At 72.5% G+C, this 24,179-nt stretch carries 23 protein-coding genes and 1 pseudogene; 12 read left to right on the top strand and 12 right to left on the bottom strand.

Features of this window, described 5'->3' with window-relative positions:
• Window positions 1-177: 177 nt before the first annotated feature.
• A complete protein-coding gene (locus ACTG9Q_RS14625; protein WP_455573302.1) occupies window positions 178-1,209 on the bottom strand; it encodes a LacI family DNA-binding transcriptional regulator in 1,032 nt (343 codons plus the stop codon).
• Window positions 1,210-1,382: 173 nt separating this feature from the next.
• Here ACTG9Q_RS14625 and ACTG9Q_RS14620 point away from each other — a divergent pair, with 173 nt between their 5' ends.
• Together ACTG9Q_RS14620 and ACTG9Q_RS14615 are read left to right on the top strand one after the other, a co-directional pair.
• Window positions 1,383-2,303 carry a universal stress protein gene (locus ACTG9Q_RS14620; RefSeq protein WP_455573301.1) on the top strand — a complete coding sequence of 307 codons (921 nt, stop codon included), beginning with the start codon at window positions 1,383-1,385 and terminating at the stop codon, window positions 2,301-2,303.
• Window positions 2,304-2,306: 3 nt separating this feature from the next.
• On the top strand, window positions 2,307-2,594 hold the full coding sequence (locus ACTG9Q_RS14615; protein WP_455573300.1) for a DUF3040 domain-containing protein: 288 nt from the start codon (window positions 2,307-2,309) through the stop codon (window positions 2,592-2,594).
• 61 nt (window positions 2,595-2,655) lie between these two features.
• On the opposite strand, the gene ACTG9Q_RS14610 is transcribed toward ACTG9Q_RS14615, so the two are convergent.
• Window positions 2,656-3,753 carry a winged helix DNA-binding domain-containing protein gene (locus ACTG9Q_RS14610; RefSeq protein ID WP_455573299.1) on the bottom strand — a complete coding sequence of 366 codons (1,098 nt, stop codon included), beginning with the start codon at window positions 3,751-3,753 and terminating at the stop codon, window positions 2,656-2,658.
• A 145-nt stretch (window positions 3,754-3,898) separates the two neighbouring features.
• Window positions 3,899-4,768 (bottom strand): AraC family transcriptional regulator, encoded by an 870-nt coding sequence (locus ACTG9Q_RS14605; RefSeq protein ID WP_455573298.1) that lies wholly within the window; start codon window positions 4,766-4,768, stop codon window positions 3,899-3,901.
• Between the two features lie 557 nt (window positions 4,769-5,325).
• Between ACTG9Q_RS14605 and ACTG9Q_RS14600 the strand changes: the two genes are divergently transcribed.
• Window positions 5,326-6,564, top strand: coding sequence for an extracellular catalytic domain type 1 short-chain-length polyhydroxyalkanoate depolymerase (locus tag ACTG9Q_RS14600; RefSeq protein ID WP_455573297.1), 1,239 nt, complete (start codon window positions 5,326-5,328; stop codon window positions 6,562-6,564).
• 157 nt (window positions 6,565-6,721) lie between these two features.
• Here ACTG9Q_RS14600 and ACTG9Q_RS14595 read toward each other — a convergent pair whose 3' ends face one another.
• Window positions 6,722-7,807: a glycoside hydrolase family 43 protein gene (locus ACTG9Q_RS14595; protein WP_455573296.1), complete on the bottom strand. Its 1,086-nt coding sequence runs from the start codon at window positions 7,805-7,807 to the stop codon at window positions 6,722-6,724.
• Between the two features lie 119 nt (window positions 7,808-7,926).
• Entirely contained in the window at window positions 7,927-8,244 is a 318-nt protein-coding gene (locus ACTG9Q_RS14590) for an MmcQ/YjbR family DNA-binding protein (protein WP_455573551.1), read from the bottom strand.
• Window positions 8,245-8,405: 161 nt separating this feature from the next.
• Between ACTG9Q_RS14590 and ACTG9Q_RS14585 the strand changes: the two genes are divergently transcribed.
• Window positions 8,406-8,966, top strand: a complete 561-nt coding sequence (locus tag ACTG9Q_RS14585) for an AAA family ATPase (protein WP_455573295.1) — start codon at window positions 8,406-8,408, stop codon at window positions 8,964-8,966.
• Between the two features lie 56 nt (window positions 8,967-9,022).
• Here the strand turns inward: ACTG9Q_RS14585 and ACTG9Q_RS14580 are convergent, their stop codons facing one another.
• The 3 genes from ACTG9Q_RS14580 to ACTG9Q_RS14570 form a co-directional block, all read right to left on the bottom strand.
• The gene (locus ACTG9Q_RS14580; protein ID WP_455573294.1) at window positions 9,023-9,700 is read right to left on the bottom strand and encodes a dienelactone hydrolase family protein; all 678 of its coding nucleotides are present in this window, start codon (window positions 9,698-9,700) and stop codon (window positions 9,023-9,025) included.
• A gap of 119 nt (window positions 9,701-9,819) precedes the next feature.
• On the bottom strand, window positions 9,820-10,539 hold the full coding sequence (locus tag ACTG9Q_RS14575; protein WP_455573293.1) for an ABC transporter permease: 720 nt from the start codon (window positions 10,537-10,539) through the stop codon (window positions 9,820-9,822).
• Complete coding sequence (locus tag ACTG9Q_RS14570) at window positions 10,536-11,456, bottom strand: ABC transporter ATP-binding protein (protein WP_455573292.1); 921 nt, start codon at window positions 11,454-11,456, stop codon at window positions 10,536-10,538. The genes ACTG9Q_RS14575 and ACTG9Q_RS14570 overlap by 4 nt, the downstream gene beginning before the upstream one ends.
• Before the next feature lie 145 nt (window positions 11,457-11,601).
• On the opposite strand from ACTG9Q_RS14570, the gene ACTG9Q_RS14565 reads away from it, so the two are divergent.
• Both ACTG9Q_RS14565 and ACTG9Q_RS14560 read left to right on the top strand, forming a co-directional pair.
• Entirely contained in the window at window positions 11,602-12,744 is a 1,143-nt protein-coding gene (locus ACTG9Q_RS14565) for a sensor histidine kinase (RefSeq protein WP_455573291.1), read from the top strand.
• Window positions 12,741-13,337 carry a response regulator transcription factor gene (locus tag ACTG9Q_RS14560; protein ID WP_455573290.1) on the top strand — a complete coding sequence of 199 codons (597 nt, stop codon included), beginning with the start codon at window positions 12,741-12,743 and terminating at the stop codon, window positions 13,335-13,337. Before ACTG9Q_RS14565 ends, ACTG9Q_RS14560 begins: the two co-directional genes overlap by 4 nt.
• A gap of 112 nt (window positions 13,338-13,449) precedes the next feature.
• Here ACTG9Q_RS14560 and ACTG9Q_RS14555 read toward each other — a convergent pair whose 3' ends face one another.
• Both ACTG9Q_RS14555 and wsfD read right to left on the bottom strand, forming a co-directional pair.
• On the bottom strand, window positions 13,450-14,889 hold the full coding sequence (locus ACTG9Q_RS14555; RefSeq protein WP_455573289.1) for a D-glucuronyl C5-epimerase family protein: 1,440 nt from the start codon (window positions 14,887-14,889) through the stop codon (window positions 13,450-13,452).
• A 445-nt stretch (window positions 14,890-15,334) separates the two neighbouring features.
• Window positions 15,335-16,825, bottom strand: a complete 1,491-nt coding sequence (gene wsfD, locus ACTG9Q_RS14550) for a glycan biosynthesis hexose transferase WsfD (RefSeq protein WP_455573288.1) — start codon at window positions 16,823-16,825, stop codon at window positions 15,335-15,337.
• Window positions 16,826-16,976: 151 nt separating this feature from the next.
• Here wsfD and ACTG9Q_RS14545 point away from each other — a divergent pair.
• A pseudogene (locus ACTG9Q_RS14545) lies at window positions 16,977-17,182 on the top strand (ABC transporter ATP-binding protein); the annotation flags it as partial.
• Window positions 17,183-17,288: 106 nt separating this feature from the next.
• Window positions 17,289-17,822, top strand: coding sequence for an endonuclease V (locus ACTG9Q_RS14540; RefSeq protein ID WP_455573287.1), 534 nt, complete (start codon window positions 17,289-17,291; stop codon window positions 17,820-17,822).
• A gap of 43 nt (window positions 17,823-17,865) precedes the next feature.
• On the opposite strand, the gene ACTG9Q_RS14535 is transcribed toward ACTG9Q_RS14540, so the two are convergent.
• Window positions 17,866-18,603, bottom strand: a complete 738-nt coding sequence (locus ACTG9Q_RS14535; RefSeq protein WP_455573286.1) for a maleylpyruvate isomerase family mycothiol-dependent enzyme — start codon at window positions 18,601-18,603, stop codon at window positions 17,866-17,868.
• Window positions 18,604-18,647: 44 nt separating this feature from the next.
• On the opposite strand from ACTG9Q_RS14535, the gene ACTG9Q_RS14530 reads away from it, so the two are divergent.
• The 4 genes from ACTG9Q_RS14530 to ACTG9Q_RS14515 all read left to right on the top strand — a co-directional run bounded on the left by ACTG9Q_RS14530 (window position 18,648) and on the right by ACTG9Q_RS14515 (window position 22,774).
• Window positions 18,648-19,553, top strand: a complete 906-nt coding sequence (locus ACTG9Q_RS14530) for a MerR family transcriptional regulator (protein ID WP_455573285.1) — start codon at window positions 18,648-18,650, stop codon at window positions 19,551-19,553.
• 128 nt (window positions 19,554-19,681) lie between these two features.
• Window positions 19,682-20,965 (top strand): extracellular solute-binding protein, encoded by a 1,284-nt coding sequence (locus tag ACTG9Q_RS14525; RefSeq protein ID WP_455573284.1) that lies wholly within the window; start codon window positions 19,682-19,684, stop codon window positions 20,963-20,965.
• Between the two features lie 82 nt (window positions 20,966-21,047).
• Window positions 21,048-21,929 (top strand): carbohydrate ABC transporter permease, encoded by an 882-nt coding sequence (locus ACTG9Q_RS14520; RefSeq protein ID WP_455573283.1) that lies wholly within the window; start codon window positions 21,048-21,050, stop codon window positions 21,927-21,929.
• Window positions 21,930-21,940: 11 nt separating this feature from the next.
• The gene (locus ACTG9Q_RS14515) at window positions 21,941-22,774 is read left to right on the top strand and encodes a carbohydrate ABC transporter permease (protein WP_455573282.1); all 834 of its coding nucleotides are present in this window, start codon (window positions 21,941-21,943) and stop codon (window positions 22,772-22,774) included.
• Window positions 22,775-22,782: 8 nt separating this feature from the next.
• On the opposite strand, the gene ACTG9Q_RS14510 is transcribed toward ACTG9Q_RS14515, so the two are convergent.
• A complete protein-coding gene (locus tag ACTG9Q_RS14510) occupies window positions 22,783-24,177 on the bottom strand; it encodes a salicylate synthase (RefSeq protein WP_455573281.1) in 1,395 nt (464 codons plus the stop codon).
• Window positions 24,178-24,179: the final 2 nt, after the last annotated feature.

The following is a 24,179-nucleotide window of genomic DNA, read 5'->3' as shown; positions in this document are numbered from 1 at the left end:
ACGACTGTCCAGGGCCCGGGACGCGCGCGATCGGGACACCGCGTGCTCCCGACGACGCGCCGGGAGAGCGTCCGAGCCCGCAGGGTGGGACACGACGTTGTGAAACAAGCTGTAACAATTCTGCAAATTTGCCGTGATTTGAGAGAAACACCGGAGCGCACGCGATGTCAAGAGCGCTCAGGCAGGCGCTGGTCCCGTCGAGCCGCGGACGACCAGTTCGGTGGCCAGTTCCACGTGCAGGGCCTCCAGCTCGTGCCGGTCCAGGAGCCGAACCAGGAGGTTCACCGCCATCCGGCCCATCTCGGCCAGCGGCTGGCGGACGGTGGTGAGCATCGGGTGGGTCGCCCGGGCGATGTCGATGTCGTCGAACCCCGCCACCGACAGGTCCTCCGGCACCCGCAGGCCGCGCTCGGCCGCCGCGCGCAGGGCGCCCACGGCCATCTTGTCGTTGAACGCCACCAGGGCGCTCGGCCGGTCCGGCTGGTCGAGCAGGTCCGCGGCCACCCGGTGGCCGTTGTCGGTGGTCGGCTCGTGGACGTTGCGCGCCAGCGCGGGCGAGGGCAGCACGCCCACGTCGGCCAGGCACGCGGCGTAGCCCGCGGCGCGCGCGTCGTTGGCCAGCCACTCCAGCGGCCCGCCGATCACCCCGACCCTGCGGTGCCCCAGCTCCACCAGGTGCGCCATCAGGCTCCGGGCGCCCGCGAAGTGACCGGCCGAGACGGCCACGATGTCCCGGGGCAGCGGCGTCCGCGGGTCGACCACCACGAACGGGAACTGCCGGTCGCGCAGCCGGATCAGCTCCGCCTCCGGTTCCGGCGGCAGGATCAGGACCGCCCCCGCCACCTCGGCCCGGCCCGCCAGGCCCGGCAGCACCGCCACCCGCTGCGCCGCCTCCCCCGCGTTGAGCAGCACTTGGCGCCCGTGCAGCTCCAGCGTCTCGGCCAGCGACGAGACGATCAGCCCGAAGTAGTCGGTGAGCACGTACGGGCAGCGCACGACCACCGCGCCGGGCCGTGACCGCACCGCCCCGCCCGTCCTCGCCCGCGGCGCCTTCGCCCCCAGCTCGTCGACCGCGCGCAGCACCGCCTCCCGCGTGTGCGGGGCGACGTTCGCCTGCCCGTTGAGCACCCGCGACACCGTCGCGATGGACAGCCCGGTGGTCGCCGCGACGTCCCGCACCGTCGCGCGGGGCCGCCCCGGCCTAGCCATTTGTTACATCCGTTTGTTTCACCACGGCCAGCATAAGCCACCATCCGGCGTCCCTGCCCGGTCCGCCTCGGCGCACGGCCCGCCTGGCTCTCCGATCAAGGACGGCGCTTCAAGCCCGTTGATATTGGGTACCGCGACTGTGTCGGACTTGCCTGCGCGGAGGAGCGATCGGGATGACTCGAACGGACCTTGACGTTGTGGCGGGCTTCGACGGCTCGCAGCGGTCCGGGGCGGCGGTGGAGTGGGCGGCGGTGGAAGCCGCTGCACGCGGTGTTCCGCTCGTCGTCGTGCGGATGCTCGAGCCCTGGTGGCCGGTGTCGGGCTACCCGATGACCGAGGCGCGGGAGTTCGGGTTCGACATTGCCCGGCTCCGCGCCGAGGCGCAGCGCGACCTGACCGCACAGGCGGACGCGGTACGCGCGCGGCACCCCGACCTGGCCGTGACGACCCGGCTGGACGTCGGCCCGGTGGCGCAGCGGCTGGCGCAGTTCGCCGGGGAGCACGCCGGGTTGCTGGTGATCGGCTCGTCCGGGCTCGGCGGCGCGGCCGTCACGCTGCTCGGGTCGACCGCCGTGGCACTGCTGCGCTCCCCCGTCGTGCCGACGGTCCTCGTGCGCGGCGTGGCCACCGAGGGCGGCCGGGTCGTCGTCGGCGTCGACGGCTCCCCGGCGAGCGGGCAGGCGGTGAGGTTCGCGTTCCAGCACGCCGCGCGGCACCGCGCCGAGGTGGTGGTCGTGCACGCCTGGTCCGACCGCCCGGTCGAGGGCGCGGTGTCGACGCTGTTCTCGGCCATGGGCGACTACCGCCCCGCCGAGGCGGCGGAACGGCTGGTCGAGGACCAGCTGCGCGAGGCGACCCGCAAGCACCCGGGAGTCTCCGCGCACCGCGTGCACAGGCAGGACCGGCCCGCCCGCGCCCTCGTCGAAGCCGCCGAGGGCGCGTGCCTGCTGGTGGTCGGCAGCCACGGCCGCGGGGCCCTCGGCAAGCTGGCGTTCGGCTCGGTCAGCCACGCCGTGGTCCAGCAGGCCCCCTGTCCCGTGGCGGTCGTCGGCGGGCGGGGCGAGACCGTCGACCCCCACCCCCGAAGGGAATGAGACATGGACTTCCGAGGCCTGAGCCGCGACGAGCAACGCAGGCTGGACGAGATCGAGCAGCACCTCGGCCACGAGGCGCCCGAGGTCGTCTCCGCGTTCCGATCCGCCGCTGTCGCGCCCGGCGATTCGAGCGGCAGGGCTGGGCTCGTCACGACGGCCGCGCTCCTGACGCTCTTCGGCCTGCTCGCCGACGTCCCGCTGGCGGTCATCTGCGGGATGGCGGGCGCCGTCGCCGCCCTGCTCCTTCCGTACCCCGACTGGCTCCGCGCACAACGCGGCACGCCCGGCTGACGGAGACCCACCCGGCCCGGTGCCGCTCGTCTGAACGCTTCGGCGTCGAAGGGGATGCGGTTCAGGTGGGTTTGCGGACGGTCGCGGGCCGGTCCAGGAATTCGCCGTACCGTGCGGCCGCGTCGTCCAGCGCCTGCCATTCCCCGGCTGTCAGCGGGCGGTGGGGGGTCAGCTCGAACACCACCCGAGACGCGGTCACCGTGCGTTTCATCCCGGCGACCAGCTGGGCGTCGACCAGCGCCATCCCGATCGCGCTCTCCCGCTTGCGCGGGACCACGCCAGCGGCATCGAGGACCCAGCGGGAATCCTGGTAGCCGCGGTAGGTCTCGTCGAGCAGCTGCAGCAGGTGCGCGCCGGGCTCGCCCGGCCCGTCGGGAGGCTCACCGGGCGCGTGCCAGTACGTGCGCCCGTCGTGCTCGAAGGAGTCCAGCCGATCGCGCACGGCGTCCAGCCCGCGGCGCACGTCGGTGATCGTGAGCGTGGCCCAGTAGGCCAGGTCCTTCCCCGTCGCCGGGCCGTGACCGGTGAAGTAGCGCAGGGCCAGCCGGGCCAACGCCTCGTCACGGTCGAACTCCTCCGGCCCGACCCGCGGACCGACACGGTCGGCGTAGGTCGCGTAGGTGTGCTCGCCCGCGCGCGGCCTGCCGCTGCTGACCAGGCGCCGCAGCTCCAGGTGCGCCATCAGCACCATCACCATCCGGCCGGTGACCCGCCCCGCCAAGGCGGGCACCCCCTCGCGCAAGGCGACCGCCACCTCATCACGAGTGCGATCCGGCGTCCGACCAAGGATCTCCAGGACGCCATCGGCGAGCAGCCCGACGTCAGGCACGGTCAGCCCAAACTCCCCCAACAGCTGAACGTCGACAACCTTGAGCACACGCGGCCCGGTCAAGGCGAGCAGCCAGTCAACATCGGCACGCGCGACGTAATGCCACGTAGGACGCAACACGTGCGTCCGCACCACATCCCCCGACTCCAGCAGACCGGCAAGCTCCCCCGCCTCCGGCACCACGGTCCGACTGGCCACCGCCCAAGCGGACTGACTCGGATTCTCCGCCTGCACAGCCAACAACGTCCCCAACACCACCCCAACCGCCCCACCGTACGGCGCGACAAGATGCTGATTCCGCAAGCGCCACCGAGCAATCACAACGTCCATACGCGCCAGTATGACCCGTTCCCGCCCGGAGTCGTCACCGGACGAACGCGCGCCGATGTGCGGATCACACATCTCGGCACTGGCCGCCCCGCCGGTAGCGGAGGCGGCCAGTGTCCTCAATGCTGGTTTGGTGCCTAAAGGTTTGTCAGGCTGGTTCGACTGGGAGCCATAGTTCGGTGGTGGCGGTGGTGAAGTCGGCCGTGCGGTCGAGGATGGCGACGATGGAGGGGCCGGGGCGCAGGCGCCAGGGGTTGGCGGGGAACCAGTCGGTGGCGGTGGCGGACCAGGTGTTCTGCAGGGTTTGGGGGTGGGGGCCGGTGGTGTGGAACACCGCCCACCTGCCCGCGGGGACCTCGATGGCGTCGAGGTCGTCGGGGATGGGGGTGTCGTGGTGGACGGCGACGCCGTGGAGGTAGGTCAGGTCGGTGCCTTCGGTGCTGTCGGGGTCGAGGTCGTCGCAGACCTGGAGGAGGCCCGCGGGGTCGGTGTCGCTGAGGGCCTTCAACCGGAGGTGTTCCTCGGCGGGCAGGGCGCTGATGTGGCGCTGGATGTGCGGGTTGACGCCGTGGTGGATGAGCGGGACCCGGGCCGCGTGGCCGATGAGGCGGAACGCGGGGCGCTCGACTAGGCGGGTGTCCATGGGGGTGCTCCCTTCGACGGTCAGGCGGAACCTGAGCCGCGGTTGTGTGCGCAGGGGGCCTCCGTCGCGACGGACGTCGCCGGGGCCGGTGCCGTGGACGGCCCGGAACGCGCGTCCGAACGCCTCGGTCGAGCCGTACCCGTGCCGGACGGCGATGCCCAGCAGATCGTCCTGGCCCCGGACGACGTCGGCGGCGGCGACGGTCATGCGGCGCCTGCGCACGTACTCCGACAGCGGCATGCCCGCCAGCGACGAGAACATCCGGCGCAGGTGGTACTCGGTCGTGCCGAGCGCGCCTGCCAGTCCGGCGATGTCGAGCTCCCCGCCGAGGTGCTCCTCGACGAGATCCACGAGCCGGTTGAGTGCTGAGATCACCAGGCCCCCCTTTCGACGTCAACCCTGACCGAAACCACCCCCGCCGCGCCCGACCATTGCGAACCGAACCGATCGCCCGGCCACGCACCCCGCCCGGCAAGCGCCTCGCAAGACTGGCCCAGTCCCCTCGCCAAGACGGGCCGTTGCCCGGATGGGATTGTCCCACGGCCACCACCGCGCCCGGGTGGCGCGGACCGCCCGCCCGCCCATCGACGCCGCCATTGACGCGCGCGGTGATCCCGCCAAAGGACCAGCGTCACTGCCGCGAAAAGCCCCGGCCGCCGCGACCGGACGGCGCAGGGATCGAAACCCTTTACCCGGAACGATTCTTACCGTCCACTTGCGAAATGAGGCACCTTTTCACGGACCGGGAATCCGCCCGGCACAACTGCCCGACAACCCGTCGCATGCGTTGACGCCCCCTGTCGATCTCGGTAGATTCGCCCAAGTTTCAGTCAAGTAGTCATTCCTTTGGGAAATTCTATTGCCGAGCCGTCGCCAAAGGACAGTCAGCTCGGCCACTTCTCGCTGGAGTCCTCACAGGAGGCGAAGTGCGCATGAGAGCAAGAAAGAGCATCTGGCTGGCCATTGTGGCGGCGCTCGTTGTCAGTGGGTTGACGGTGACGCCCGCCCCCCGGGCCTCGGCCGCGGCCCTCACCGAGGTCCTCGCCTTCGGCAGCAACCCGAGCGGTATGCGTATGCACCTGTACGTGCCGGATCTACGCCCGACCAACCCCGGTGTCGTCGTCGCGATGCACATGTGCGGCAGTTCCGGCCCCGACTTCCACGCGAGCAGCGAGTTCGCCTCCCTCGCCGACCGGCACGGCTTCATCGTCATCTACCCCAGCGCCCAGCAGGACGTGGGCTTCGGCAAGTGTTTCGACACCTGGTCGGCCGCCTCGAAACTGCGGGGATCGGGCAGTGACCCGGTGTCGATCCTGTCGATGGTGAACCACGTCAAGCTGAACCACGCGGCCAACCCGGCGAAGATCTACGCCACCGGCTCCTCGTCGGGCGGGGTGATGACCAACCACCTGACCGCCCTCTACCCGGACGTGTTCGCCGCGGGCTCGGCCTTCATGGGCGTCCCGGTCGGCTGCTTCCTCAACGCGGCCGACTTCCTCCCCGGCACCAGCACCTGCACCAGCGGCACCGGTGCGAACCGCACCCCCCTGCAGTGGGGTGACGCGGTCCGGCAGGCCTACCCCGGCTACGGCGGTACCCGTCCGCCTATGCAGCTGTGGCACGGAACCGCCGACACCCTTCTCCCGCCCCCGCTGCTTGAGGAAAGCATCGAGCAGTGGACGAACGTGTTCGGCCTGAGCCAGACCCCGACCTCGTCCGACACCCCCCAGACCAACTGGAACCGCCGCCGGTACGGCTCCACCACCCGCGTCGAGGCGTACTCCATCCAAGGCGCCGGGCACACCCTGCCCAGCGCGGGCATGGCCGCCCACGCGCTCAAGTTCTTCGGCCTGGCCTCCTGCCAGGTCGCCAGCACCGTGACCTCCTGGAACGGCGGCCTGACCACCAGCATCACGATCACCAACACGGGCCCCACCACCGTCAACAGCTGGGACCTGGGGTTCACCCTGCCCGCGGGCCAGAACATCACCGGCGGCTGGAACGCCACCTACACGCCGTCGTCGGGCCGGGTGATCGCCCGCAACGAGAGCCACAACGCCGCCATCGGACCGGGCAGCGCCACGTCCATCGGCTTCCAGGGCACCCACACCGGCAACGCGGGCAACCCGACTTCCTTCACCATGAACGGTGTTCCCTGCACCTCCATCTGAGGCGGCACAGGGCATCCACGGTGACGTGGCCGAGGCTGTGTCGCGCGCCCGGGCGGCGGCCATCGCGCCACCGCCCGCGAGCGGGGTGAGCGACCACCACGGCCGGTCGGGGCGGCCACCGGGTCCTCGTCGGTGACGAGGACCCGGTGGCCGATGGTCACTCGAAGAACTTCAGGCCCCACCCGGTGTCCGTGGTGGGGCCGGGGACGTTGGCACGGCGGTAGGTGGTGTTGCCCCACCAGGCGAAGCTGCCGGTGTACCAATGGCGGTTCTCCCAGGTGTACGGGGTGCCCTTGGCGACGGCGTGGAACATCAGCGGGAAGCGGGGACCGGCGGGCGGGCTGGTGGCGATGTCGCCGTTGAGCAGGACGAAGGTGTGGTGGCCCGGGCCGTCCACGTGCAGGGTCGGGTCCCAGCCCGCCATCATCGTGGCGCGGTTGGAGCCGAAGAGGCAGCCGTTGGACTTGTACCAGTCCCAGACGTAGGTGGGATCGCCGCCGGGCCGCAGGCGCAGGTCGGCCAGGCAGTACTGGTTGCTCCAACTGCCGTTGGCCGAGTAGACGATGTGGAGCTGGCCGTTGGGGTCGCGGATGGCTTCCGGGCTCTCGTTGATGTACGGGTTGCCCACGACCCGCTCCCAGGACTCGCGGGGCTGGGAGATGACGTAGCGCGCGCCGGTGGGGGTGAGCGGGTCGCGCATCCGGGCGATGTAGAGGTTCTGCTCGACGTTGGTGGTGCCCGCCCAGCCGGACCAGACGAACCAGCGCTGGCCGTTGAAGGTGAACAGGGTGCCGTCGATGGCCCACCTGTCGTCGGGCAGGGCGAGCCGGTGGGCGGCGGTGTAGCCGCTGTCCGGGCTCGCCGAGCTGATCGCGTACATCCGGTGGGCGGCGCCGCGGCCCGCGGTGAAGTAGATGTAGTAGCGGCCGGAGTCGGTGGTCAGCTCCGGCGCCCACACCTCGCCCAGGTTCGCGGTGTCGGACCAGACCTGGCGGACCGGCGCCGAGGCCAGGGCGTCGGGCGATGACGCCTGGCGGACACCGATCCCGTTGCCCCAGACCTGCGCGGAGATGTAGGTGCCGCCAACCCGGATCACAGTCGGGTCCGCGGCCCGCATACCGGTGTTGCCCGCCGCGGCGGGCACGGCGGTGACGACGGGGACGGTCAAGGCGGCGGCGAGCGAGAGGACCGCGGCGACGATCCTGCGCCGGGTCGGGTGGGAGGAAGACAGAGCGGTCAGCATCGGCTGCTCCTGTGATTGGTCGCCGTCAGGCGCCGGGAACGCCCGAACTGGCACAGGGATAAACACAATCACACACTTTTCCTACAGACTGCTCAGCGTCCCCCACGGTGTCAAGACCGCTACTCCCACGGCGGCGGCGAGGCGGCCGCCAGGCTTTCCGGGGCGGAGAGCCGCCACGCCTCGTAGACCAGCTCGTGCAGCTCGTCGGATTCCACGCGGTCCAGGTGGACGACGACCCAGCCGAAGCCGCCGGAGGTGAACTGCTCCTCAAAGGCGTCGGGCCGCTCGGAGACCAGCGCCCGCTGCTCGGACAGGGTCTGCTTCAGCCCCACGGTCTGGGTGCGCGGCCAGTAGTAGCCGAACCGCTTCCCGAGGACGCTGTAGGAGGTGTAATCCGCGCTCCGGCTGATCTTGACGTCGGCGAGCGAGTCCACCATCAGCTGGAAGTCGGTGCTGGTCGCTGGCATAGCCCCTCACATCGGTTGACCGGCCGCCAGATTAGCCGGCGGGACCGACACAATCGCCACCGTGCCGGTCCCGCCGGGTTCCGACAGTCGCCCAGCACGATCGCGCGGGTGCGGAGGCCAGACTGATGCGTATGAGTGCGACGGTGTGGGTGGTGGCGGGGGCGCCGGGGGCGGGGAAGAGCACGGTGGCCGAGGCGATGCTCGGCGTGCTCGACCCCGTGCCCGCGCTGCTGGACAAGGACACCGTCTACGGCGACTTCGTGGCCGCCACGCTCGCCGCCGCCGGGCGGCCGGACGGTGAGCGCGAGGGTCGCTGGTACGACGTCCACGTCAAGGCGCACGAGTACGCGGGTCTCACCGCGCTCGCCCGGGAGATCAGCGCGCACGGGTGCCCGGTCCTGCTGTCCGGGCCGTTCACCGGGCAGGTCCGCGACCCCGGCCGCTGGGGCGCGTGGGTGCGGGAACTGGGCGGCGAGGTCCGGCTGGTCTGGGTCCGCTCGGACGCCGAGACCCTTCGCGAGCGCCTGCGGGGGCGCGGCTCTCCGCGAGACACCGGCAAGCTCGCCGAGTTCGCCGCCTTCCTCGCCCGGATGCGGCCGGACGAGCCGCCGCCCGTGCCGCACCTGGAGATCGACAACCGCGAGGGCGCGCCACCGATCCAAGCCCAAGTGCTCAGCGTCATCCCGGTCTGAACCACCGCAGGCACGCGGTACGCCCATGAAGTTCCCGCTGTCCGCCCTCGGCGGCATCAGTTCGGCGGTGGCCAGTTCGTGAAGCCGCCGAGCGGCTGGGCGCCGAGGTGGCTGGCGAACCACTCGCCCGCGAGCCCGGCCACCTGGTCGAGGGCGCCGGGCTCCTCGAACAGGTGGGTGGCCCCGGGGACGACCTCCAGGCGCTTGGTGGCCCGCAGTTTCCGCAGCGACTGGCGGTTGAGGTCGATGACCGGCTGGTCGTGCCCGCCGACGATGAGCAGCGTGGGCGCCTGCACGTGCCCCAGCCTGACACCCACCAGGTCCGGCCTGCCTCCCCGGGAGACGACGGCGCGCACGGCGGCGGGCCGCTCGGCGGCGGCGACCAGCGCCGCCGCCGCGCCCGTGCTGGCGCCGAACAGGCCCAGCGGGCTCTGGGCGGTGCGCGGTTGGCCGCCGAGCCAGTCGATGATGCCCGCGAGGCGACCCGCGAGCAGCGCGATGTCGAAGCGCGACTCCGCCGTGCGCCCCTCGTCGGCGGTGAGCAGGTCGACCAGGAGGGTGCCGAGACCGCTCTGGTGGAGCGCGGCGGCCACCTGGTTGTTCCGCGGACTGCGCCGACCGCTGCCACTGCCGTGCGCGAACACCACGATCCCGCTGTTCAGCGCGGGGATCACGAGCCTGCCGTCGAGGCAGGCGGTGTCCACCGGGACCCGGACCTCCTCGTCGACGAACACCGCACCCTCCTCCCCCACCGGTTACCCCTGGCCGCCCGCCCCATGCGCCGATCCTGTTGATCTTTACCGTGGAGCGTCGCCGATGTCCACCGGATGACCTGCCCGCGTCCGGTGGCCCGCTACCGCTTGTCCCAGCGGAAGTGGCGCAGCCCCAGCGCCCAGGCGACGGCGGTCCAGGCGAGGATGGCCAGGACGGACCACCACAGCGGGTGGTTCCCCGGTGGGGCGGACAGGCCGGTGCGGACCAGGTCGCCGAGGAGGCCGCCGGGGGCCGCCAAGTGCAGCGGGCCGACCTCGGGCGGCGGGGTGGCGAGGACCCAGATCGCCCCGCCGAAGGTGGCGAAGAAGTACGGGGCGGTGGTGAACTGCGCGGTCTCGGGGCTCCTGGTGACGGCGGCGGTGAGCAGGCCGACGGCCAGGCCGGTCGCGGTGCCGCCGACGATGGCCAGGGCCAGGGCGGCGGGATCGGCCGGGATGGGGGCGCCCGCGATCACGGCGATCACCGTCATCAGCACGCCCTGGATGACGCCGAGGACCGCGAGCGGGCCCAGCACGCCGATGAGGATCTCGGCGTCGGCGGCCTCGCCGCCGCGCAGGCGTTTGAGGGTCAGGTCCTGGCGGCGGGCGGTCAGCGTGGTCGTCGTGCTCAGGTAGACCGACAGCCCGAGGGCGGCGATCAGCTGCAGGGTCAGCGGCACCGCCCAGTCCTCGGCGTCCGCGCGGAACACCGCGAAGAACGCGCCGAACAGCAGGGGCAGGGCCAGGGCCGTTCCCGCCGCGGTGCGGTTGCGCAGCAGCAGGACGGCCTCGGCGCGGGACACGGCCAGCACGCGGTTCACGCGGGGACCTCCTGTCGGTCGCGGATTCCGTGGAACACGTCGGCCAGGGACGCGTGGTGCGCGCGCAGCTTGGCCAGGCGGACGCCCCGGGTGGACGCCCACGTCAGCACCGCCGTCAGGTCGTCCTGCAGGGCGGGCGTGCGCACCGCGACCTCACCCGTGGCGAGGGCGGCCGGGTCGACCGTGCCGCGCAGCGCGGGCAGGTCGGCGGCGGTGGTCCCGGACGGGCAGGTGAAGCTGATCCGGGCCGACTCGCGCTCCAGGACCTCGGTCAGCGCGCCGGAGACGACGATCCGGCCCTGGTGCATGATCGCCAGCCGGTCGGCCAGGTGCTCGGCTTCCTCGAGGTAGTGGGTGGTCAGCAGGACGGTCGCGCCCTCGTCGAGCAGGGAGCGGACGATCTCCCACGTGCGCAGCCGCGACTCCGGGTCCAGACCGGTGGTCGGCTCGTCGAGGAACAGGACCTCCGGGCGGTTGAGCACGGCCAGCGCCAGGTCGAGCCGCCTGCGCTCGCCGCCGGAGAGCCCGCGGAGGCGGACGTCCGCGCGGTGGGCGAGGTCGACGCGGTCCAGGACCTCCGCGATGTCGCCCGCGCGGCTGCTCAGCGCGCGCCACAGGCCCAGCGTCTCCCGCACGGTGAGGTCGGCGGGGAAGCCCGACTCCTGCGGCATCGTGCCCATGCGCGGGCGCAGGCGGGCCCGGTCGGCGACCGGGTCGAGGCCGAGCACCCTGACCTGGCCCTCGTCGGCGGCCCGCTGGCCCGCGAGCACCTCCATGGTGGTCGTCTTGCCCGCGCCGTTGGTGCCGAGCAGGGCGAACAGCTCGCCCGCCCCGACGGTGAGATCAATCCCCCGCACCGCTTCGAAATCGCCGTAGCGACAGCGCAGCGCGGCGGCGTGGACCGCTGGATTCGTCATGCGCCAAGGGTGGCGGCGGCGCTGACCGTCGCGATAGGAGGCCGAGTCAGGAATACCCGGGCGATCGGCACGACTTCACATGACATTTGTCAGGTGGACGTTCGGCGAATGCCCTGAACTCCCGGCGCGGACTAGGGTTGGCGCGGTGGCCAGGAAGTCGCGCACCCCGCTGGAGCACGTGCGCAAATACGTGTGGTGGACGACGGTCGCGGCGGCGATCGTCGTCGCGTTCCTGGCCGCGCTCGCCTTGGTCGGAGCGGGGACGGCCGCTGAGTGGGCGGTGCTCGCCCCCGCGACCGCCGTCGTGCTCGTGCTGTACATCCGGCTCACGCTCTCGGCGATGCCGGGCCTCGGGGTGCCGCGGTCGGGCCGGTGGGCCGAGGTGCTCGTCCTCGTCGTCGGCGCGGGGGTGTGGTGGTACTCGGCGGGGACGATGCTGTGGGTGTCGCTCCCCGCGATGGCCATTGCCGGTGTCGCCGCGGTCTGGGTGGGCGCGGCGCGGTGGAGCCTCGTCTGGGGCGGCACGGTCGCGCTGGTCGGGCTGGGGATGGCCGCCCAGGACTGGTCCGGGCAGGAGGTGGCCCCGGACGGCTGGCTGTTCGGCATGGTGGTGATCACCTCGGTGTTCGCCTGCAGCAACGTCCTGCAGGTCTGGCTGTGGTCGATGGTGGTCGAGATCGACCGGGCCAGGCAGCTGGCCGGCGAGCTGGCGGTGGCCAGGGAGCGGCTGCGCTTCGCCGCCGACCTGCACGACATCCAGGGCCACCACCTGCAGGCCATCGCGCTCAAGGCGGAGCTGGCCGAGCGCCTGATCGGCCAGGACGACGACGCCGCCCGGGTCAACGCCGCCGAGGCGGGCGGGCTGGCGCGCACCGCGCTGCGCGAGACGCGGGAGGTGGTGCGCGGGTACCGCAGGGCGGACCTGTCCACCGAGATCGGCAACGCCGTCGAGGTGCTGCGCGCGGCGGGCATCGATGCCCGGGTGGACGGTGACTCGGCCGCCGTGCCGCCGCCGCTGCGGACGCTGTTCGGCGCGCTCGTGCGGGAGGGGACCACCAACGTCCTGCGGCACAGCAAGGCCGCCACCTGCACGGTGACGGTCCGGGTCGAGGGCGCGCGGGTGCGGGTGACACTGGCCAACGACGGCGTCGACGCCGACCGCGAGCCCCGGGCGGACGGCAGCGGGCTCGACGGGCTGCGGGAGCGCTTCGCCACCATCGGCGGCGCTGTCCACACCAGCCTCGACGGCGGCGGGTTCCGCCTGACCGGGGAGGCGGTGGCGCCGTGATCCGGGTCGTGCTCGCCGACGACGAGGACCTCATCCGCGGCGCGCTGGCCGCGCTGCTGGAGTTGGAGCGGGACATCACCGTGGTCGCCCAGGCCAGGGACGGGAACGCGGCCGTGGCGGCCATCGCCGAGCACCGCCCCGACATCGCCGTGCTCGACCTGGAGATGCCCGGCCTGGACGGAGTGGACGTCACCGCGGCGCTGGACCGGGCGGTGCCGGTCGTGCTCGTCACCCGGCACGCGCGGCCGGGTGTGCTCAAGCGCGCCCTGGCGGCGGGCGTGCGCGGGTTCGTGCCCAAGACCACCCCCGCGTCCCGGCTGGCCGCCATCCTGCGCGACGTGCACGCGGGTGGCCGCTACGTCGACTCCGACATCGCCGCGAGCGCGCTGAGCGAGGACGCCTGCCCCCTGACCGCCCGCGAACTGGAGGTGCTGCGCCACACCCGCCGCGGCGGCTCGGTCCAAGACGTCGCCGCCGCCGTCTGCCTGGCCCACGGGACCGTCCGCAACTACCTGTCCTCCGCGATGACCAAGCTCGACGTCTCCACCCGCCACGACGCGGCCCGCGTCGCCTGGGAAGAGGGCTGGATCTAGGCGCGACAGCACAGTCCTATGTGGACATTTCAATCACTGCGCACCCCGGACAGCTCAGATGTCAACCTCTGCGAGCAGGACCGCGGCGTTCGCCCAGCTCGTCCGTTGGTGGTCACAGCAGTGTGACGCCCTGGGCGGGGAGCCAGTAGCCCGCCAGTGACCCGGCGGTCACCAGGATGTGCCAGCGGCCGTTGATGGTGGCGCTGGTGCTGAACGGCGCGCTCGTCGTCCTGGGGGGCGTGATGGTCGTCCACGCCGTGAGCGCCCCGCTGGGGCTGTACTTGTAGGCCGACCGGCTGCCCGCCGGGATCTGCACCGTGCGGGGCAGCGGGTAGGTCAGACCCACCTTGGCGCCCGCGATCCATGCCCGTTGCCAGTTCTCCGGGACGGCGTAGCCCGCGAGGGCGCCCGCGGTGATGGTCACCATGACGCCGCGGCCCCGAATCCGCTGGCGCGTGGTGGTCGGGGCGCTTGACTGCCTGCTCAGGGTGATCGTCCTGCTCGCCGTGATGGCGCCGCTCGCGCTGAACCTGTGGCCGGTGTGCGTGCCCGCCCGGAACACGACCGTGCCGGTGACCGCGGGGGGCGGGTAGTCCGCGCGCAGAAGGTCGGCGTAGCGGCTCCACAGGGCATCACCGGTGCTGGCGTGCAGCGTCAGCATCTGGCTCCAGTGGATCTCGTGGTAACTGGCAGGCTGCACCGTGGGGTGGACCAGGCAGTACCGGCTGGCGTAGTTGGGCGCGCGGAAGCCGTTGACCAGGTAGTGCCGGGTGTGGGCCAGGCTGCCGTTCCACAGGTCGCGGGCGACCGGGTCACCGGTGAGCCGGTGGTAGTCGTACAGGCCGAACGTGGCGAAGACGTGGCCGTTGAGCGTGCGGTCCGAGCTGGTCGTCGGCCATCGCGGGTACTCCTCCAGCCACAGGTACCCGGCCGAGTCGACGTTGACGGTGGACGGCAGGCCCTGCACCGGCGCGTTGCGGAAACTGGCGAACCCGGCGTCCGCCGCGTCCCGCCACCGCTGCTCGCCGGTGAGCTGGTACAGCCTGGTGTGCAGGCTCAGGGCCTGCCCCTGCGCCATCGCGCTGAACCACGGGGCACGCAGGACGAAGCCGCCCAAGCCGTGGACCGCGAAGTCGAAGGGGTACGGGTAGTACCACGCGCCGTCGGAAAGCACCCGCTTGTCGATGAGGCGCTGCGCGTTCAGCCGGGCCCGTTGCAGGTAGCGGGCCTCACCGGTGAGCCGGTGGTCGCTGAGGGCCATCAGCCCGTCCTGCGCCTGCGCCACCGGGTGGTTGTGGAGGACGTTGCCGACGGCGAACATCCGCACACCGGTCGAGTCCCGGGGGACGCCTCGATCCCAGCCGTACAGCGTCGGCGAGTTGTACGGCAGGCCGGTCCCGGTGAGCGGGCGCGGCGTGTGGTTCGCTTTGAGGTAGGCGCCGAGCGGCGGCCGGGCGACGAGGCCCGACTTGGCCTCCATGTCCGACGTCCGCCGCGCCACGTCCTCGCTGCCCGCCGCGGGTGGCCGCGCGACGCCGTCGGCCGGACCCATCACCCGATCGTCCAAGAGCACCTGACCGGCGGGAATGGGCGTCCTCGCCGGTTCCCCCGCCGCGGGAACCGACATGGCGGTGACCAGAACCGACACGGCCACGGTGAGGACGAGCGGTGTTCTCCGGTATCCCCGCTTTGGCCGGGACTTCGCGGCTATCACGTCAACCTCCCACATCAGGAATTGCGAATTCCCTGGACTCGCCGAGCAGGGGGGTGAGTCGCGCAGAGCGGGGTCGCGCGCGCCGAGGACTCACTGCTCCATCAGGCGCGGCCGACGGGGCAGGGTCGGGCCGACGCCTTGAGTTCGTCGATAGATCGATTGTGAACCGCGCAGGCGGTGACCGGTATGCGCAAGAGGCCCTACCCGGCGGGTCCTAAGCCCCGAAGCGGTCATGATCGGGACCGGTGTCGACTCGCGGTCTGTGCCGAGCGGTGGGGGTGATTCAGCCGTTCGCGTCGGAGTGCGCGGGGAGTGGTTCGCGGTCGGATTCCTGTGGGGTGTGGTCCGCGGGCTGCCTGCCGGGGGTGAGGCGGGCCGCCAGCAGCCAGACCGGGGCCAGGCTCGCGGCGAGGAGGCCGACCACGAGGTGTTTGGTGACCTCGGCGCCGTCGCCGAGCACGGCGGTGACGTACTGGACCACGGTGCAGCCGATCAGCATGACGGTGACCAGGGCGAACCCGCGGCGGGCCGTGCCGGGGTCGGAGCGGCGGGCCAGCAGGGCGGCGGCGGCCAGGCAGGCCAGCCAGTACGCCACCACGCCGGGGAAACCGCTCCACGCGAAGGCGCGGGAGACCGTGGGCAGCAGGCACAGCCTGCACTCCTGCGCGCGGGGTGGCTCACCGGCGCCCACCCCGTAGCTGCCCAGGTTGTGCGGCCGGAAGTGGAGGTAGGAGTCGGCGCCGCCCGCGAGGACCCGCGCCGTGACGCCCGGGTGGTCGAGCAGGTAGCGGGCCAGGTGGTCGCGGGTCATCAGCTTGCTGACCGAGGGCCACTCCGGGGCGGAGTGGATGGGCTGCTTGCTCCACCACCCCTGCCCGCTGAACCGGGCGAACGAGGCGGGCAGGCCGAGGTCGACGGCGACCTCGACCGGGTCCTCGCTCGCGGGCATGATCGCCTGGGTGATCTCGTTGGCCACGTTGATCCGCTCGAAGCCACCCGGCTCCGCGCCGGAAACCCACGCCACCGCCCCGCCCACGGCCGCCACTCCCACCGCGGCCAGCACGAAGGACGCCACACCGGAGCGCCAGCGCCCCAGCGGGAGCCGCCGGGAGCCGAGGAAGAGCGCGAACGGGACGGCGAGGGTGATCATGCCGACCTTGGCGCCGACCGCGAGCGCCGCACCCGCGGTCGCGATCAGGAACGCCGTGCGGCGGTGCCTGCCCGAGACCACCGCCACCCCGGCGAGCGCGACGGTGACCAGGCCGATGAACGCCGCGGGCTCACCGAACGGCGAGGCGGCGTAGCCCGCGAAGGTCGCGTCGGCGAGCACGAGGAACAGCGCGGCGGGCACCACGGCCCGCGCCCACCACCGCGCACCGCGCAGCAGCCACACCGCCGTGCCGATGGCCAGCCCGACGAGCAGGCAGTCCTGCAGGATCACCAGGCGCATGTCGATGACCCCAGGGCGGCCGAGCAGGTCGTGCACCCAGGCGGTCAACCGCAACTGGAGGAGTTGGCTGCTGGGGTAGCCGGCACACGCCGCCTCCGGCGACAGCGCGGGGAAGATGAAGTGGACGAAGTCGAAGCGCTCCGAACCCGGGGGCGGGCCGTCGGCGGTGGCGCCCAGCTGGCAGAGCAGGCGGATGCCGTCGCCGTTGTCGGCCATCCCGACGGGGGTGCCCGCGAGCAGCCGCACAGCCATCAGGACCGCGCCCAGCACCCCGGCCAACACCGCGGGCGCGATGTCCGGCCTTTGCCGAATACGCCTCAGCACTTCATCCGCGAAACCCGACCCCAGGTCGTCTTGTCAGTCACCGACATCGCGTGGGCCATTATTGCAGGCGGCGACAGTACCGGAAATCGCGCCCACCACCACTCGAAGCGACCTGAAGCCGACAATGGGGTGAAATTCGGGAGAACGGCCGCGGCAAAGACCACCCCTGCTGCGGGTGCTCGCGGGCGAGCTGCCCGTCGACCGCGGCGAGGTGCTGCTGGACGAGCCGACCAACCACCTGTCGGCCACGCTCGTCGACGAGCTGACCGCCGCGCTAGGGTCCCCGCCGTCGTGATCGCCACCCGCGACCGGCAACCGCTGTGGGACACCCGGTCCTGGCCGCGGCCCGCCCTCTGACCCTGGCCCCCGCAATGGAAACCCCACCGTGCGGAACCCGCGGCGCAACCTCCACAGTGCAAACCCCCATAGTGCGAAACCACAGTGCGAAGAAGTGGAGCCCTTCATGACCCGCCACCCGGGCAGGTACGCGGCGGTGGACGTCCACTACCCGGCGAGTGGGGGTGCCACGGCGGCGCTGGTGATCGCCGCCGATCCGGGTTTCGCGGTGGTCACCGGCGAGCGCACGGCCCGGCTGGAGTCGGTGGCCGAGTACCGGCCGGGCGCCTTCGCCACCCGCGAACTGCCCGCCCTGCGCGCCGTCCTGGCAGGCGAGCGGGTGGACCTGCTGGTGGTCGACGGGTACGTCCACCTCGACCCGGACGGCAGGCCGGGTCTGGGGGCGCACGCGCACCAGGAGTTCGGGGTGCCGGTGGTCGGTGTCGCCAAGAGCGCCTTCCGGGCGGCCACCCACGCCGTCGAGGTGCTGCGGGGAACGGCCGCCCGGCCGCTGTACGTCACCGCCGCCGGTCTGCCCGCCGAGCAGGCCGCCGACCTCGTGCGGGGGATGGCGGGCCCGTTCCGGCTGCCCGACGCCTTGCGCAGGGTCGACGCCCTCTCCCGCGCGGAGATCCGACCGGCGCTGCCACACCACACTTGAGCTGCGCCAGCCGCGGTCAGCCGGAAAGCCGCGCGGGATCAGCTCAGGCCGCCGTGTGCGCCAGCCAGTGGTCGGCCAGGGCGCGGTCACCGGTGATCGTGACCTGGCCGGGCGGCAGCCGTCGGGTGAGCACCAGCAGCAGGTCCGCCACGGGACCGGCCAGGGTCACGTCCGCGGAGCCCGTGGCCCGTGCCCACCGCACGCCGTCGGGGGTGCGGGTGATCAGCCAGCCGACGCCCGCGTCAGGGCGCAGCTGGAGGGTCTGGCCGGTCCCGCGCAGGTCGGCGAAGGCCGGTTTGACGCTCGGCGTGACCGGGTCGGACAGCACTTCGAGCCATTCGCTGACCGCGTCGGCCGCGAGGTCGGGGGCGACCTCGAACGCGGTGCCCGTGGCGAGGGCGGCGTCGGCGTGGTGCACGGTGGTGTCGTGAAGCATCCGGCGCAGCCAGAACGTCGCCCGCCGCGGGCCGAAGAACGTCCACACCGGACTCTCGCCCGCCGCCCGCACCGCGTCGGCGAGGTCGGCGGCGCCCTCGCGCAGCCAGTCGGACCACTCCCCCGGCGGGCCGGGGTCGGCGTCGAACGGGTCCGGCACCGGGGACGGCCCGGACCGGACGATGCCCGCCGCCCAGCGGTGCGCCTGGCCGACGTGCCCGACCAGCACCCGCAGCGGCCACCGCGGACACGTGGGCACCGGGATGGTGGGTTCCGCGCCTTCCACCGCCTTGGCGAACCCGGCCGTGCGCTCGTGCAGTCCCTCGGCAAGTCGTGCCATGTCCATGGACGTACCGTAGGAACTCCACCCGGCTGGAGGTTCAACCGAAAGTGACCGCGGACACACTCGGGATCGGCGACCTGGCGCGGCGGACCGGTGTGCCGGTCCGCACGATCCGCTTCTACTGCGACGAGGGGCTTCTGGAGCCCGTGCGCAGCGCGGGCGGGCACCGCCGGTTCGACGCGGCCACGGTCGACCGGCTGACCATGGTCCGACGGCTGCGCGGGCTCGGGCTGGGCCTGCGGTCGATCACCGACGTCCTCGCGGGCAGGCGTTCCCTCGCCGACGCCGTGGCCGCCGAGCGGGCCGCGCTCGACCGCGAGGTGGCGACGCTGGCCTGGCGACGCGCGCTGCTCGGCGCGGTCGAGGAGGCGGCGCCCGCCGACCGCGCGGTCCGCCTCGACCTGCTGTCCGCGGTGCAGGACGGGTTCTCCGCGCACGAAACCCTCGTCCGCCTCTGGCGCCCGATGACCGCCGGACCGATCCCGCCGGACACGGCCGCGATGTTCCTCGACGTCAGCGCGCCACCGCCGCCGGAGCTGCCGACCCCGGCGCAGGTCGTCGCGTACGCCGAGCTGGTGCTGCTCGCCTCCGACCGGGCACTGCCCGCCCACCTGCGGGCCAGCACCCTGGTCGACCACGAGCGGGTCGCCGACCTCGGCGCGCTCCACGCCGCCGTCGGGGCGGCCTGCGAGCTGGCGTTCCCCGAGGTGGCGGCCGGGGCTCCGCCTGCACGGGGGCCCGCGCTCGACCGGTTCGTCGCGGCCCACGCCGCCGCGCTCGGCGCGGGCGACACCGTGCAGTTCCGGCGCGCGCTGAACCGGCGCACCGCCGCCGACCGGCACCCGCGGCTGCGCCGCTACTGGCGCCTGGCGGGCGAGATCACCGGCGAGCCCGCACCAGTGGGCGTCACGCACACCTGGCTGCTCGACGCGCTGGACCGCTCGGTCTGCTGAGCCTGGGCGCTGTCGCCAGAATGGTTTAGACCCTTGTCGTGTGACGGCGGTACTCCTAACATCAAACCTCGTAGGTTGCTTTGGTGACAACGCTTGTTGCGCATAACGCAACACGATGGGGGTCCGTGATGCGCCTCATGCCCGTGATCGCGATGGTGGCGGCGGTCGCCGTGGCCGCGTGCGCTCCAGTGCAGTCGAACCCGCGGGACGCCGGTGGCGACGAGCGGACGGGGCAGCTCAGGGTGTGGCTGTTCGACGAGGTCAACCGGGAGGCGAAGGACGCCGTGGTGCGCGCGGCGGTGGGCGAGTTCCAGGCCGCGCACCCCGATGTCACCGTGGACGTGCAGTACATCCAGGTGCAGACCAGGGCCGAGCGGTTCAAGGCCGCGTTCAGCGACCCCAAGAGCGCCCCCGACGTGGCCGAGTTCGGCAACACCGACCTGGCCGGGTTCGTCGCGGCGGGCGGGTTCGCCGACGTGAGCGCCGAGGTCGACGCCTGGCCCGACGGGGCCGACCTGCTGCCCTCGGTGCTGGACACCGCCAAGGTCGACGGGAAGGTGTACGGGGTGCCGTGGTTCGTCGGCGTGCGGGCGCTGTACTACCGCACCGACGTCTTCGACGAGCTCAACCTCAAGCCGCCCACGACACTGGCCGGGATCGCCCCGCTGGCCCGAAAGGTCCGCGCGGCCAAACCGGACATGCTCGGCATCTCCGCGGGCGGCAAGTACGTCTACGGCGCGCTGCCGTTCGTCTGGGCCCACGGCGGCGACATCGCCGAGCGGACCGGGGACGCTTTCACCTCCACTGTGGACAGTCCGGCGGCGAAGGCGGGGTGGGCGCAGTACACCGAGTTGCTCAGCGACGACATCTGCCCGCCGGAGGTGTGCGCGGGCAACGGCGGCGACGCCAGCGTCGAGGCGTTCCGCGCGGGCAAGGCCGCCATGACGATCGGCGGCGACTTCAACCGCAAGTCCGTCGACGCGAGCGCCGCGGCGGGCAAGTACGCGGTGGTCCCGCTGCCCGGCACCACGGCGGGCTCCATCGCCCCGGCGTTCGCGGGCGGCAACCTGCTCGGCGTGCTGCGCGGCACCGAGCGGCGCACGCTGGCCGCGGAGTTCACGCAGCTGTTGGCGGGCAAGAAGTACCAGCGCGAGATGTACGGGGCCATGGGCACCCTGCCGACCTTCGCCGACGTGCAGCGCGAAGTCGCCGAGTCCGACGAGTTCCTCGCTCCCTTCATCGCCACCCTGGAGAACGGCACCCGGTTCGTGCCGGTCACCCCCGCGTGGGCGAAGATCGACGCCCAGGCCGTCCTGCCGACGCTGCTGCAGCAGGTGGCGACCGGCGCGCAGGACCTCGACACCGCGGCGGCGACCGCGGCCGAGGCGATGAACGCCGCCTTCGCGCCGTGAGGACCGGCCAGTGAGGACCGGGTCAGTGAGGATCAGGCCGTGAGGGCCGGGCAGTGAGGACTGGGCAGTGAGGACCGGGGCAGTGAAGACCGGTCAGGGCCGCACCGCTTATGCCTACCTCGCCCCAGCCCTGCTGGTGTTGATCGGCCTGCTCGGCTATCCGATCTACCAGCTGGTGCTGATCTCGTTCCACGACTACGGCCAGGAACAGGTCAGCGGCGGCGCGCCGGTCGGCTTCCTCGGCCTGGAGAACTACCGCAGGCTCCTGAACAGCGAGCAGTTCTGGACCGTGCTGACCCAGACCGTCGGTTTCGCCGCCGTGTGCGTCGTCGGCACGCTGCTGGTCGGCGCCGCGCTCGCGGTGCTGGCCACCAGGGTCCGGCCGTGGGCGCGGACGGTGCTGTTCCTGGCCGCGCTCGGCGCGTGGGCGACGCCCGCCGTGGCCGGGTCGACGATCTGGCTGTTCCTGTTCGACGCCAACTTCGGCTTCGTCAACGAATTGCTCGGCACGACCGGGTTCTCCTGGACCTACGGCCGGTGGACGGCGTTCGGCCTGGTCGCCGCGCAGGTCATCTGGTGCTCGTTCCCGTTCGTCATGATCACCCTGTACGCGGGCATCAGGGCGATCCCGGTGGAGGTGCTGGAGGCCGCCGCCCTCGACGGCGCCTCGACCCGGCGGGTCGCGCTCAGCGTGATGCTGCCGCTGCTGCGGCCGATCCTGCTGGTGGTGACCATCCAGTCGATCATCTGGGACTTCAAGGTGTTCACCCAGATCTACATCATGACCGGCGGGGGCGGGATCGCGGGCCGCAACCTCGTGCTCAACGTCTACGCCTACCAGCAGGCGTTCGCCGCCAGCGAGTACGGCCTCGGCGCCGCGATCGGAGTGGTGATGACCGCGCTGCTGCTGCTCTTCACCGTCGGCTACCTGCGGGCGCTGCGCCGGTCGGGGGAGGCGCTGTGAGAGGAGGCGCTGTGAGGCGCGGCGCCGCCGACGCGGTGGCGGTGGCCATCGCGGCCGTCGTGGCGTTCCCGCTGTACTGGATGGTGCTCAGCGCCCTGAAACCCGCCGACGAGGTGATCTCCGCCGACCCCCGGCCGTGGACGCTGCGCCCGACCCTCGACAGCTTCCTGCGCGCCCTCACCGTGCAGGACTTCGGGCGCTACCTGGCCAACAGCGTGGTCGTCGCCCTGGCGGTGGTGGCATTGAGCATGGTCATGGCGTTCCTCGCGGCGACGGCGCTGACCCGCCTGCGCTTCCGCAGCCGCACGACGCTGCTGATCATGCTCCTGGTGGTGCAGATGGTCCCGGTGGAGGCGCTCACGGTGCCGCTGTTCTTCCTGATGCGCTCGGTCGGCGACTCGGTGCCCGCGCTGGGGCTGAACCACCTGGGCTCGCTGGTGCTGGTGCACCTGGCGTTCAGCCTGCCGTTCGCGATCTGGATGCTGCGCGGCTTCGTCGCCGCCGTCCCCGACGAGCTGGAGGAGGCGGCGACCCTGGACGGCGCCAGCCGCTTCCGGTTCCTCTGGCAGGTGCTGTTCCCCTTGGTGGCGCCGGGGTTGGTCGCGACCAGCGTGCTGTCGTTCATCCACGCGTGGAACGACTTCCTGTTCGCCAAGACGTTCATCATCTCCGACGCCGACAACCAGACCCTGCCGCTGGCGCTGCAGGTGTTCCTCAAACCGGACCAGAACGACTGGGGCGCCATCATGGCGGGGTCCACCCTCATGACGGTCCCGGTCCTGGTGTTCTTCATCCTCGTCCAGCGCCGCCTGGCCGAAGGTCTCGGCGGCGCGGTGAAAGCCTGACCGAGTGATCAGAGCCGGTCATCCCCCGCTTTCCTCGCGGGCACGAGGAAGCGGGCGACGCTGTCGAGTTTGGCGCAGGTCTCCTCGAACTCCTGGTCCGGTGTGGACTGTTCCACGATCCCCGCGCCCGCCCGCAGCCAGGTGCGGGAGCCGTCGCGGTGCACGGACCGCAGGACCAGCGCGGCGTCGAGCTCACCGGAGTCGTCCACCGTCATCACCGCCCCGCCGTAGAGGCCCCGCGGCTCGGACTCGTGGCGGCGGATCGTGCAGTAGGCGGCCTCCTTCGGCACGCCGGACGCCGTCACCGCGGGGAAGACCGCGGCGAAGGCGTCCCAGCTGTCGAGGCCGCGGGCGAGCAGGCCGCCGACCTGCGAGGCGAGGTGCTGCACGCTCCCCCGCCGCTTCACGGTCATCAGCTCCCGCACGTGCACGGACCCGGGTTCGCAGACGGCCAGCAGCTCGTCGTTGCACACCTTCACGGAGATGGCGTGCTCGTACACCTCCTTGGCGTCGGAGAGCAGTTCGGCGCGGTAGTGCTCGTTGAGGGCCTCGTCGTCGGACAGCGCCCGGGTGCCCGCGAGCGGCTGGCTGATCACCTCGCCGCCCGCGCTGACCGACACCACGACCTCGGGGCTGAACCCGGCCACCTCGACGCCGCCCATGCGCAGCAGGAAGGACCGCGCGGGCGTGTTGCCCCGGCGGCCGAGCACGTAGGTGGCCGCGAGGTCGATGTCGTCGGCCAGCTCGACCACTCGCGACAGGATGGCCTTGCGCACCCGGTTGGCGTGGATGTCCCCGAGCACCCGCGCCACGGCCGCGCGGTAGCCGCGGCCGCCCCCAGCCCAAACGCCCCCAGCACGGACGTCCCTAGGCTGAGCCTCCCCAGGCCGGACATCCCCAGCCCGGACGTCAACTGGGCGCGGGCGGGACGGGCCGAGCGGGCGGGACGCGGCGATCAGCTCGGCCAGCACGTCGGCCTCGGCCGGGTCGACGGCTCGGATGCGGGCCGTGCCGCCCGCGATGCGGACCTCGCTGCGGGGCAGGATCAGGTGCGCCAGGCGCTGGCCGCCGATGCGGTCCCGGTCGCCGTCCTTGGCGTAGGCCAGTTCGAAGGCCGCCCAGCCGTAGGCCCGCCAGCCGCGCAGGGGCATCCGGGCGAGCAGCGTCCTGACCAGGTCCAGCGGCCTGCCGTCCCAGGGCAGCGCCAAGTCCGTGGACCTGGCGCCGTCGCGGTCGAGGACCACCTCGTCCAGCACCCCGCCCGCGTAGGCGAACTGCCCGCCCTTCTCGTAGACGACGTGCTCGGCGTGCGGTCCGGCCTCGGCGAGGCGCGCCACCACGTCGAGCGGATCGCCGGTCACCTCGACCGTGGTTTCGTGGTAGCAGGGAGAAGTGGTGGTCATGT

The organism is Actinokineospora lacus (genome assembly GCF_053813445.1).
Note: the sequence above shows the minus strand (reverse complement) of the source record. Positions and strands in the feature narration are given on the sequence as shown.

What these genes read in the sequence shown, in the direction of transcription:
- ACTG9Q_RS14595 (WP_455573296.1), bottom strand. Translation starts at nt 7,807, where the DNA reads ATGCTGACCGCTCTGTCTTCCTCCCACCCGACCCGGCGCAGGATCGTC.
- ACTG9Q_RS14625 (WP_455573302.1), bottom strand. Translation starts at nt 1,209, where the DNA reads ATGGCTAGGCCGGGGCGGCCCCGCGCGACGGTGCGGGACGTCGCGGCG.
- ACTG9Q_RS14535 (WP_455573286.1), bottom strand. Translation starts at nt 18,603, where the DNA reads ATGGACATGGCACGACTTGCCGAGGGACTGCACGAGCGCACGGCCGGG.
- ACTG9Q_RS14610 (WP_455573299.1), bottom strand. Translation starts at nt 3,753, where the DNA reads ATGGACGTTGTGATTGCTCGGTGGCGCTTGCGGAATCAGCATCTTGTC.
- ACTG9Q_RS14600 (WP_455573297.1), top strand. Translation starts at nt 5,326, where the DNA reads ATGAGAGCAAGAAAGAGCATCTGGCTGGCCATTGTGGCGGCGCTCGTT.
- ACTG9Q_RS14570 (WP_455573292.1), bottom strand. Translation starts at nt 11,456, where the DNA reads ATGACGAATCCAGCGGTCCACGCCGCCGCGCTGCGCTGTCGCTACGGC.
- ACTG9Q_RS14540 (WP_455573287.1), top strand. Translation starts at nt 17,289, where the DNA reads ATGACCCGCCACCCGGGCAGGTACGCGGCGGTGGACGTCCACTACCCG.
- ACTG9Q_RS14510 (WP_455573281.1), bottom strand. Translation starts at nt 24,177, where the DNA reads ATGACCACCACTTCTCCCTGCTACCACGAAACCACGGTCGAGGTGACC.
- ACTG9Q_RS14590 (WP_455573551.1), bottom strand. Translation starts at nt 8,244, where the DNA reads ATGGTGGACTCGCTCGCCGACGTCAAGATCAGCCGGAGCGCGGATTAC.
- ACTG9Q_RS14585 (WP_455573295.1), top strand. Translation starts at nt 8,406, where the DNA reads ATGAGTGCGACGGTGTGGGTGGTGGCGGGGGCGCCGGGGGCGGGGAAG.
- ACTG9Q_RS14620 (WP_455573301.1), top strand. Translation starts at nt 1,383, where the DNA reads ATGACTCGAACGGACCTTGACGTTGTGGCGGGCTTCGACGGCTCGCAG.
- ACTG9Q_RS14555 (WP_455573289.1), bottom strand. Translation starts at nt 14,889, where the DNA reads ATGGGTCCGGCCGACGGCGTCGCGCGGCCACCCGCGGCGGGCAGCGAG.
- ACTG9Q_RS14615 (WP_455573300.1), top strand. Translation starts at nt 2,307, where the DNA reads ATGGACTTCCGAGGCCTGAGCCGCGACGAGCAACGCAGGCTGGACGAG.
- ACTG9Q_RS14525 (WP_455573284.1), top strand. Translation starts at nt 19,682, where the DNA reads ATGCGCCTCATGCCCGTGATCGCGATGGTGGCGGCGGTCGCCGTGGCC.